The 10,243-nt window shown below is 72.5% G+C and carries 7 protein-coding genes and 3 pseudogenes; 2 read left to right on the top strand and 8 right to left on the bottom strand.

Annotation, left to right across the window (positions count from 1 at the left end; translation table 11 throughout):
* The coding region (locus A6Q81_RS03135; RefSeq protein WP_286689508.1) for a methyltransferase at positions 1 to 611 on the bottom strand (611 nt) is incomplete at its 3' end.
* On the opposite strand from A6Q81_RS03135, the gene A6Q81_RS03130 reads away from it, so the two are divergent.
* On the top strand, positions 588 to 1,046 hold the full coding sequence (locus A6Q81_RS03130; RefSeq protein ID WP_286689507.1) for a hypothetical protein: 459 nt from the start codon (positions 588 to 590) through the stop codon (positions 1,044 to 1,046). The two genes, A6Q81_RS03135 and A6Q81_RS03130, sit on opposite strands and share 24 nt — an antisense overlap.
* A gap of 929 nt (positions 1,047 to 1,975) precedes the next feature.
* Here A6Q81_RS03130 and A6Q81_RS17175 read toward each other — a convergent pair.
* From A6Q81_RS17175 to A6Q81_RS17170, 7 genes and pseudogenes are all read right to left on the bottom strand, one after another.
* Positions 1,976 to 2,128: pseudogene (locus A6Q81_RS17175) on the bottom strand (GNAT family N-acetyltransferase); the annotation flags it as partial.
* Between the two features lie 268 nt (positions 2,129 to 2,396).
* Positions 2,397 to 3,443: an aspartate-semialdehyde dehydrogenase gene (locus A6Q81_RS03120; protein ID WP_286689505.1), complete on the bottom strand. Its 1,047-nt coding sequence runs from the start codon at positions 3,441 to 3,443 to the stop codon at positions 2,397 to 2,399.
* Positions 3,440 to 4,717, bottom strand: a complete 1,278-nt coding sequence (locus A6Q81_RS03115; RefSeq protein WP_067853748.1) for an aspartate kinase — start codon at positions 4,715 to 4,717, stop codon at positions 3,440 to 3,442. Before A6Q81_RS03115 ends, A6Q81_RS03120 begins: the two co-directional genes overlap by 4 nt.
* Before the next feature lie 212 nt (positions 4,718 to 4,929).
* Complete coding sequence (locus A6Q81_RS03110) at positions 4,930 to 6,039, bottom strand: S1 family peptidase (RefSeq protein ID WP_286689504.1); 1,110 nt, start codon at positions 6,037 to 6,039, stop codon at positions 4,930 to 4,932.
* Positions 6,040 to 6,219: 180 nt separating this feature from the next.
* Positions 6,220 to 7,209 (bottom strand): LysR family transcriptional regulator, encoded by a 990-nt coding sequence (locus A6Q81_RS03105; protein WP_067853741.1) that lies wholly within the window; start codon positions 7,207 to 7,209, stop codon positions 6,220 to 6,222.
* Between the two features lie 40 nt (positions 7,210 to 7,249).
* A pseudogene (locus A6Q81_RS03100) lies at positions 7,250 to 8,056 on the bottom strand (bifunctional lysylphosphatidylglycerol flippase/synthetase MprF); the annotation flags it as partial.
* 25 nt (positions 8,057 to 8,081) lie between these two features.
* Positions 8,082 to 8,498 (bottom strand): annotated as a pseudogene (locus A6Q81_RS17170) (phosphatidylglycerol lysyltransferase domain-containing protein); the annotation flags it as partial.
* A 995-nt stretch (positions 8,499 to 9,493) separates the two neighbouring features.
* Here A6Q81_RS17170 and A6Q81_RS03095 point away from each other — a divergent pair.
* A complete protein-coding gene (locus A6Q81_RS03095) occupies positions 9,494 to 10,240 on the top strand; it encodes a DUF4328 domain-containing protein (protein WP_286689503.1) in 747 nt (248 codons plus the stop codon).
* Positions 10,241 to 10,243: the final 3 nt, after the last annotated feature.

Below are 10,243 nucleotides of genomic sequence, written 5' to 3'. Positions count from 1 at the left end.
AGCGAGGCGGCGACCTCGCCGTTGTGGTCGGCCGACTGCTGCTTCACGTCGGCCCCGACCAGGTGCACCGGCAGGCCGCGGACGTGGGTGAGGAAGCGGTGGGCGGCGAAGGTGAGGTAGGCGTTGCCGCAGCCGAGGTCGACCACGCGCAGCGGCTCCTCCGGCGTCGGCCGGCGCAGCGCACCCCGCGAGCGGGCGTCGGAGAGCGCCGCGTCCAGCTGGCGCAGGAACTCCTCGACCTGGCGCAGCTTGGCCTGCCGGCTGGGCTTGACCCGGCCCTGGGCGTCGGTGAGCCCGAGCGCCCGGAACACCGGGTCGGACTCCTCCAGCAGCCGCTCCTTGTCGCGGTCATGCCCGCGCTCGGCCTGCACGGCCTCCTTGCGGGCCGCCGAGTGCAGCAGCCCCTCGCCCTTCTTGGTCACCCGCAGCTGATGGGTGTGCGTGGTGGTCTCGACGTGCCAGTTGCCGAACGGCTCGTCGAAGAGCAGCGCGTCCAGGGCCTCGGCCGCCGGGCCGGCGGCCGGCTCGTCGCCGAAGAGGTGGTTGCTGGTGTGCGCCTGCGTCGCGTCGTACGCCGTCAGCTGCAGGTGCCGGCCGGCCTTGAGGTCCACGGGGCGGAGCTCGACGCGGCGCCAGCGCGGCTCGCCGTCGCGGCGGCGGTGCTGCTCACCCTCGCGGCCGTCACCATGACGGGGGCGCTGTCGAGCCCCGCCGTGCTCGACGGCGGCACGAGCCGTCGTCCGACACCCCTGCTCTTCCTCGTGCTGTGGGCCGGGGCGGCGTGGGTGTGGTTCGTCGTCGTCCGCGGGCGCAACCGGCAGAGCCTGCAGGTCGACGGCGACGTCGTCACGCTGCACCGCGGACGGCAGCGCCTCGCCTGCCCGACGACGCGGGCGCAGGTCCAGGTGGGTCAGGGCACCCCGGCCGCCCGCAACACGGTCAGCGTCGAGTCGGACGCCGATCCGGGGTTCACCGTCGGCGCCCGGCACTTCGGCACGTCCGCCGCGCAGCTGGCCGAGGCGATCCGCGCCGCGCTGCGACGCTGATGTCCATGGAACCGACAATCTTTTCCGAAATGTGTCTCGAGTTGCGGATCCGCCCCTAGGCTGTAGCAGCCTGCGGTCACTCCCGACCGCACTCGTGAACGGACATCCCCTTGCGCAAGCTCACCCCGCTCCTGCTGGCTGCCGCCGTCGGCGTCGGCTCGACCCTCGGCCTCGTCGCCCCGGCTCAGGCCGCGACCGTCGTCTCCGTCAAGAAGATCGCCAACCCCGCCCCCGGCGAGATCGGCACCACCGTCACCATCAAGCCGTCGGTGTCGGTGTCGAAGAACGTGCGCGTCTCCTCCTCGCTCCTGAACGTCAGCCTCGACGGCAAGGCCGTCGTCCGCAACCAGAAGTCGGCCACGCTCAAGCGCACCGCCCTGTCCGTGACCTACAACGTGTCGACCGTGGTCAAGTACCGCGTGCGCGACAGCAAGGGCAAGCTCGGCCCGACGCGCCAGAAGAGCCTGCGCCAGACGCTGACCGTCAAGCCCGTCTACACCACGAAGTGCGCCACCCCGGCCGGCTTCGAGTCCGTCGTCCTCGGCGACACGCCCAGCAAGGGCGACACCATCGGCACCGTCGCGAAGAAGCTCGGCGAGCCTCTCGATGGCGAGAGCATCACGCTCAAGCAGCTGCGCTCCGACGCGGTGAAGGAGAACAACCAGGAGACGGTCGCGGCCATCGACAGCCTCTACGAGCGCGGCTACACGCCGGCGACCGTGCTCTCCGCCTACGCTTTCGAGGGCTGCGACGAGAACCAGGCCTTCGGTGTCCTCTTCCTGACCACGAAGGGCACGGCCCGCGCGTTCGACAAGTTCGACCTGAGCAACAACGAGCAGCCCCCCGGTGCCACCGAGCCAGGCGGCCGGTTCGCTGCCGACGTGCTGCCAGCCACGCTGCTCGTACAGCCGGCGGGCGGCGGCGTCCTGGTCGAGGACGACGAGCCTGAGCGCGAGCCCTCGCTCGTCGGCCCACGCGTCGACCGCGTCGAGGAGCACCGACCCGACGCCAGCGCCGCGCGCGTCCGGGTTCACGAACAGCCGCGACAGGACCGGCCCGTCGGGGCCGGCGAGGACGCACACGTGCCCCTCGACCCGGCCGTCCACCTCCGCCACCCAGGCGCGCTCGACGTCGCCGGCGAGGAACGCCCAGCCGACCAGCGACCCGCGCACGGGGTAGGCGTCGAGGGCATGGGTCCGCGCCAGGAGCTCGACGAGCCGCTCGGCGTCGCCGTCGCGCCGCGCGCGGACCGTGACGCCGGCCTTCGCGCCCACCTCAGCCGAGGAGGAGCTCGGCGATGTGCCCCCGAGCTCTCCTCCGCCGGACCCAGCCGAGTCGCACGGACCCACCTCAGCCGAGGAGGAGCTCGGCGATCTGCACCGTGTTGAGCGCCGCGCCCTTGCGCAGGTTGTCGCCGCTGACGAAGAGCACGAGGCCCTTGCCCTCGGGCGCCGACTGGTCGGCGCGGATGCGTCCGACGAGGCTCGGGTCGGTGCCGGCGGCCTGGAGCGGCGTGGGCACGTCGACGAGCTGCACGCCGGGCGCACCGGCGAGGATCTCGGTGGCGCGCTCGGGCGTGAGGTCGCGGTCGAACTCGGCGTGGATGCTGAGCGAGTGGCCGGTGAAGACGGGCACGCGCACGCAGGTGCCGGCGACGCGCAGGTCGGGGACCTCGAGGATCTTGCGCGACTCGTTGCGCAGCTTCTGCTCCTCGTCGGTCTCGTTGCTGCCGTCGTCGACGACGCTGCCCGCCATGGGCAGCACGTTGAACGCGATCGGCGCGACGTAGACGTCGGGGTCGGGGAAGGCGACGGCCGTGCCGTCGTAGGCGAGCGCGTCGGCCTTCTCGACCACGGCCTGCGCCTGGCCGTGCAGCTCGCGGACGCCGGCGACGCCGGAGCCCGACACGGCCTGGTAGCTGCTGACGACGAGCCGGACGAGCCCGGCCTCGTCGTGCAGCGGCTTGAGCACCGGCATCGCGGCCATGGTGGTGCAGTTGGGGTTGGCGATGATGCCGCGACCCCCGGGCCCGTCGCCGTCGGGGATGGCGTGCGGGTTCACCTCGCTGACGACGAGCGGGATGGCAGGGTCCTTGCGGAACGCGGAGCTGTTGTCGACGACGGTCACGCCGGCGTCGGCGAAGCGCTGCGCGTGCGCGCGCGAGGTGGTCGCGCCGGCGGAGAAGAGCGCGATGTCGAGCCCGGTGGGGTCGGCGGTCGCTGCGTCCTCGACGGTGATCTCGCGGCCCGCGAACGGCAGGACGGTGCCCGCGGAGCGCGCCGAGGCGAAGAAGCGCACCTGGTCGGCGGGGAAGCTGCGCTCCTCGAGGATCTGGCGCATCGCGACGCCCACCTGGCCGGTGGCACCCACGATGCCGATACTGGCGGTGCGGCTCATCGTCCGGTCCCCCCGTACACGACCGCCTCGACCTCGTCGGTGCCGAGGTCGAAGGCCGAGTGGGCGGCGCGGACCGCGTTCTCGACCTGGCTCTCGGCGACGACGACGGAGATGCGGATCTCGGACGTGGAGATCATGGCGATGTTGACGTTCGCGTCGGCCAGTGCCTGGAAGAAGCGGGCGGTGATGCCGGGGGCCGAGCGCATGCCGGCGCCGATGATCGACACCTTGCCGACGCTGTCGTCGTACTGGAGCCGCTCGAACCCGACCTGGTCCTTGAGCCGCGCGAGCGCGGTCATGGCCGTCTGGCCGTCGGCGCGCGGCAGCGTGAAGGAGATGTCGGTCAGCGCGGTCGCGGCAGCCGAGACGTTCTGCACGATCATGTCGATGTTGATCTGCGCGTCGCCGAGCGCCTTGAGGATCGCGGCGGCGTACCCGACCTGGTCGGGGACGCCGACGACGGTGATCTTCGCCTCGGAGCGGTCGTGGGCGACGCCGGAGATGATGGCTTGTTCCATGGTGGGGTCCTTCGTGACGTCCTCGGCCTTGAGGACCCACGTGCCGGGCTTGTCGGAGAACGACGAGCGGACGTGGATGGGCATGTCGTTGCGGCGCGCGTACTCGACGCAGCGCAGGTGCAGGATCTTCGCGCCGTTCGCCGCCATCTCGAGCGTCTCCTCGTAGGAGATCTGCGGGATCTGGCGCGCGTCGGGGACGATCCGCGGGTCGGCGGTGAAGATGCCGTCGACGTCGGAGTAGATCTCGCAGACGTCGGCGTGCAGCGCGGCGGCGAGCGCGACGGCCGTCGTGTCGGAGCCGCCGCGACCGAGCGTCGTGATGTCCTTCGTCGTCTGCGAGACGCCCTGGAAGCCGGCGACGATCGCGATCGCGCCCTCGGCGATCGCCTTCTCGATCCGTCCGGGCGTGACGTCGATGATCTTGGCCTTGCCGTGCTCGGCGTCGGTGATGACACCGGCCTGGGAGCCGGTGAACGAGCGGGCCTCCTGGCCGAGGTTGCCGATGGCCATGGCGAGGACCGCCATGGAGATGCGCTCGCCGGCGGTCAGCAGCATGTCGAGCTCGCGGGCGGGGGGCAGCGGGGAGACCTCGTTGGCGAGGTCGATCAGCTCGTCGGTCGTGTCGCCCATGGCCGAGACGACCACGACGACGTCGTGGCCGGCCTTCTTGGTGGCGACGATGCGCTGGGCGACTCTCTTGACGCTCGTGGCGTCGGCGACGGAGGAGCCACCGTACTTCTGGACGACAATGCCCACGACGGATGTCCTTGCGGTGCGGGGGTTTGGTGGGACCGTGCCAGGGCGACGCTGACCGGGCAACGTCGTCATCCTATAGGTCGGCCGGCACGGCCCTCCACCGTCGTTCCTGTCCCGGGACGACGAGATCGGCCGGACACACCGACGCGGCACGGACCCGGCACCGTCCCGAGAGACCGGTACCGGGCCCGCGCCGCGCGCGGTGTCCTCGATCAGGAGGTCTTGAGCGTCAGGCCGTAGGCGCTGAGGATCTCGTTGACCGGCTGGAAGTAGGTCGTGCCGCCCGAGGAGCAGTTGCCGGAGCCACCGGAGGTGACGCCCTGCGCCTGGTTGCCGGTGATGGCCGATCCGCCCGAGTCGCCCGGCTCCGCGCACACGCTGGTGCGGATGAGGCCGTAGACCGAGCCCTGCGCGTAGTTCACCGTGGAGTTGCGGGCCTGGATGGTGCCGCAGTGCCAGCCGGTGGTGGAGCCGGACCGGCAGATCGACGAGCCGACGGCCGCGTCCTGCGAGCCGCGGACCGCGACGCTGCCGCCGCTGTAGTTGTTCACCGTGCCGGTGATGGTGGCCGAGGAGCGCACCCACGCGTAGTCGTTGCCGGGGAAGCTGGACCCGGCGAACGTGCCGCTGGGGTTCTGGGTCGCGGCGCCCTGCGAGCCGCAGTGACCGGCCGTCACGAAGCCGCCGTTGACCGCGAAGCCGATCGAGCAGCGCGCGTTGGTGATGTAGTAGGCGTCGCCACCCTGGTAGAGCGGCTTCGGCTGCTCGGCCGAGCGCTCGACCTCGATCGCGGACGTCGGGACGCCGGCCTTCTTGGCGAACGACGCGGCGGCGGCGGTGTCGCCCGCCGGGATGACGACCTTGTTCGCGGCGGGATCGACGTACCAGCCGGCGACGGTGCTCGGCGCGGAGGCCTGCTTCGCGTTCAGGTCCTTCATGTAGCCGTCGAGCTCGGCGGCCGAGCGCTCGACGGTGCGCACCTGGGCGCCCTGGGCCTTGACGGCACCGGCCTGGGAGGCGTCGGTGACGGCGACGACGAGCGTGCCGGCCTTCGCGTCGTACCAGGAGCCGGCGTAGTCGGCACCGAGGCTCTTCTCGAGCGTCTTGTCGACCTTGGCGGCCTTGGCCTCGGAGGCGAGGCGGTCGGTGGCCTGGGTCTTCGTGAGGCCGAGGTCGCGCTGCATCGCGCCGAGCATGCCCACCTTCGAGCTGGCGGCGCCGTCGTCCTGCGACGGGGCGGCGATGGCCTGCGGGCCGAAGGCCGTGGCGAGCACGGCGGCAGCGGCCAGCGAGCCGAAGAGGGTTCGCTTGGGAGTGTTCACGGTTCGATCTCCTGTGTCGTGGCGGACCGGGGATCACCCGGGCCGCCGTTCCTGCGGAACGGACGGCTCGCCGCCACGCCCCACGCTGTCGTCCGGAGGCGGTCCTGCCTCCGCAGCCCCCCCGAGGGGTTGTGCAGAAACCTACTGGCGGATCAGGCCTGGAGGGTCATACCGGAAGAGTCATACCGCGGGCGTGATGCCTGGGTCGTGCTGCTCGCCGAAGCCCGGGTTCTGCTCCAGCCAGGCGGCGTAGACGGGGCTGCGCGACACCAGGTCGTTGTGCGCCATGCGCACCGTCAGGAGCAGCTCGTCGGCGAAGTCGGCGCCCACCGAGTCGGTGCGCCAGCCCACGAGGTGGCGCCAGCGCAGCGGCGCGTCGGCGACCGGCTTCGTGACGAGACCCGGCAGCACCCGCGTGGGCTGGCAGAGCGCCACGGCCGTGCCCGAGGAGACCAGCTCGATGCAGCTCGCCGCGTCGGCCACGTAGAGGCTGCGTGGCGCGAAGCCCTCGCGGGCGCAGGCCGCGGCGAAGCACTCCTGGAAGCAGCCGTCGCCCGGGGTGGCCGCCCACGCCTCGCCGGCGAGGGCACCGAGGGGCACCTCGGCGGCGTCGGCGGCGCCGTGGTCCTCGGGCAGCATCACGAAGACGGGGTCGACGGAGAACGTGCGCCACGTGATGGCGCGGTCGTCGGGCGCGACATCGCCGCCGCAGATGCCGATGACGGCGTAGTCGAGGCGGCCGTCGGCCAGGGCCCGCGCGAGCTCGTCGGCCGACCACGAGGCCGTCGTCGAGACCCGCAGGTCGGGGTGACGCTGCTCGAGCCGCTGGATCAGCGGGGCCAGGACGGCCGGCGACGACGACCCGATGGACAGGTGGTCGGGGATGCTCGCGCCGCGGGCAGGGTCGGCGAGCCGGGTCGCGTCGTCGAGCAGGCCGGTCATGGCGGGCAGCAGCATGCGGGCCCGGGCGATGACCAGCTCGCCGAGCGACGTGGGCCGGACACCGCGGTGGTCCCGGTCGAACAACGGGCCGCCGAGGGCCCGCTCGATCCGGCTCAGCTGGGCGGTCAGCGCCGGCTGGGCGACACCCAGCTCGGCAGCGGCCTTCGTGACGCTCCCGGCGTCAGCGATGGCACACACGACCCGAAGGTGCCGCAGCTCCAGCTCCACTCGGTGAGTCTACCGGCGTTCCCCGGCAGGCACGTACCGCTCAGTGCCCGCGGGTGAGCGCCAGCAGCTGTCCGAGCGTCGCGTCCGCGAGGTAGGCGCGCCCGACCGCGATCCCCACCCGCGGCAGCGCGGCCTCGTCGGCGACGACGAGGAACAGCGGCTCGTACCGCGGCTGGAACTTGGCCTTGAACGCCTGCAGCGACTGGAACCCGTAGTACGGCTCGAGCACGTCGCCGGCCCGCGTGAGCACGTCGTCGATGACGGAGCGGTCGACGACGCTGTCGCCCGCGCCGGCGTGCGCGAGCGGCGCACCGGAGAGGGAGACGACCTCGTAGCCCTGCTCCTTGAACTCGCGGCAGGCCGACGCGATGAGGAGCTCCATCGTGTAGCGGAAGCCGCCGGGGAGGCGACGCATGAGGTCGAGCGTCCAGCCGCGGACCTGCCCGTCGGGGCCGGGGATCGGCATCCAGCTCGTGACGCCGTGCACCGTCATGTCCGCGTCGACCGCGACGTTGATCCACACGTCGGGGTCCTCGGCCTCCTCCAGACCGCCGAGCGTGAAGCCCATCTCCGGCAGACCCTTGTCGCGCACCCACTCGTCGGAGATCGCCCGCAGCTGGGTGCGGATGCCGCGCGGCGCGTCCGCCAGCCGCATCAACCGGGTCTCGACGTCGTGCTTGCCCGCCTGGTTGAACGCCGAGCGGACGTCCTGCCACTTCTTGCCGACGAACTCGAGCTCGGGCAGGTCGACGATCGCCTCCTCCGCGACCTGCACGGCGATCCAGCCCTGGTCCTGGGCCCAGCGCGCCACGGCGCTGCTGCAGCTGAACAGGCATGGCAGCGTGCCGGCGTCGCGCGCGGGCGCCGATGAACCGCTCGGCGACGTGCAGGGGGTCGGGACCCACCGGGTCGCACAGACCGATCGTGACCCCCATCGACTGCTGGTAGGCGACCACGGCGTCGTCGGTGAACCACCAGCGGTTCTCCGGCCAGGTGGTCATCCAGGCCAGACGGTTCGACGAGCCGTGCCGCTGGAGCAGCTCGCGGGCCCGCTCGCGGTCGGCGTCGGTGGGCAGCGCGCCGACCCGGTCGGGGCCCACCCGGCGCAGGCCGCGCCGGCCGGGGTTGCGGAACGCGCTGCGCCCGAGCAGGAGCGCCGCCAGCTGGGCGGTGTCGAACAGCAGGGAGATCCAGACGAGGCCGGAGTTCGAGGTGCCGCCGGACACGATGACGGCGGCGGTCGCGGCGCCGAGCAACCAGCTGATGGAGGTCAGGACGAGGGCGAGCATCCACCACGTGCGGCGACCGCGCACGAGGCCCCACGCGATGAGCAGGTCGACCGCCACCACCGCAAGGACCCACCACCACGACTCGGGGTCGCCGCCGATGGGGCCGAAGGGTCCGTCGCGGTCGGCGACCTGGCCGATGACGGCGATGATCGCGCCCCAGAGGAACGAGCCGCCGGTGAGCATCCGCAGGTCGCGGCGCGTGAATCCGGGTCGCAGCCACTCCGCCACCGTCCGCGACGGACGGCGGCCGACGATCCAGGGGCCCACCCAGAGGCCGAGCAGCACGGCCACCAGGTGCTCGACGTCGTAGAGGTAGCCGAGGAAGGTCAGCGACGTGAGCACGTAGCCGAGGACGCCGAGCCGGACCCGCCCCCGCCAGGGTCGGCGCAGGTCGGCCGAGACGACCATGGCTGCCGCGAGCGCGCCCGCGCTGAAGCCGACGTCGAGGTCCTGCGCGGTGCGCTGCGCCCAGCCCCAGTCGGTCCAGGACGACAGCGCCACCATCAGGTAGCCACCGCCGATCACGCCGATCGCCTGGAAGACGACGACCACGGCGGCCGTGCGCCGCGTGCCGAGCCGCCACTCGCAGAGGCTGACCGGAAGGACGAAGAACGTGAGGATGGCGACGTACTGCAGCGGCTTGAGCGCGTAGAGCGAGCCGGTGACGACCGTCCACCAGCGCCCGTCGAGCAGGGCCGGGGGCCCAAACGCGACGTCGGGGTACCAGCTCTTGTCCTCCAGCGGGAACCACAGGGTCCCCGTGGCGGCGCCGAGCAGCAGGATCAGCACGACGACGGAGGCCGTGAAGGGCACCAGCAGCACCAGCGTCAGCACGTTCACGACCGACACGCTAGGGCACCGCGACGACGGCGAGAAAGAACCGGGAGCGGTTCTCAGCAACACGTCAGTCGTCCGTCAGTGGTTCGTCAGGTTCTCGTTCCCCGGGCGCCTCCGTGCACTAGCGTCGGGGCCTCCAGACGACCGCCAGGAGACCGATGTCCGACCCGACGCCCTACCCTCGTTTCCCGTCCGAGGACGACGTCCCCGAGGGCTGGGGCCGCGCGCCCGAGCCGCCGTCCGGCGCGCCGGCCTCCCCGGTGCCCGCGGCCGCGAGTGCCTCGCTCGGCACTCCCGAGCCGCTGGGCGTCCTCACGGCGCTGACGACGGGCTTCGCCGCGCTCTACGCGGCCCTCATGCTCCCCCGGTACTGGCTGGCACGCGACGCCGAGGACCAGTGGACGTCGGGCGCCGCGGCCGGCCGGTCGCCCGAGGAGTTCTTCACGCCGTACGAGGTCGTCGACCTCGTCGGCTACCTCGTGCTGCTCGGCGCCTTCGTCGTCACCTGCCTGTGGCTGTGGCGGGCGCGCAGGAACGTCGAGCTGCTCTCGCCGACGTCGCCGCACGCTCGCAGCCGTGGCTGGGTCTGGGGCGGGTGGCTCGTGCCGGTGGTGAGCCTCTGGTTCCCCTTCCAGGTGGTGCGCGACGTCCTCCGGGTCCGGTCGCACCACCCGTCGTCCGGGTCCCGCGTCGGCTGGTGGTGGGGCGCGTTCATCGTCGCGAACGTCGCGAGCGGCGTGGAGTCCCTCCTCGTGCCGACGGATCTCGAGTCGACCGGGGTGGGCGACCTCCCGGCCTTCGCCGCCGTCTCGACCGTCGCCTGGGTGGTGGCCGGCGTGCTCTGGATCCGCGTCGTGCGCGCCGTGGCGGCCGACCAGGAGGAGCTGCTGGCCGGTCGAGCCTGACCC

Origin of the sequence: Aeromicrobium sp. REDSEA-S38_B2, assembly GCF_001628525.1 — a bacterium.
In the GTDB taxonomy this organism is placed as follows: Bacteria; Actinomycetota; Actinomycetes; order Propionibacteriales; family Nocardioidaceae; genus Aeromicrobium; species Aeromicrobium erythreum.
The sequence above is the reverse complement of the archived record's forward strand: the minus strand, read 5'-3'. Positions and strand labels throughout refer to the sequence as shown.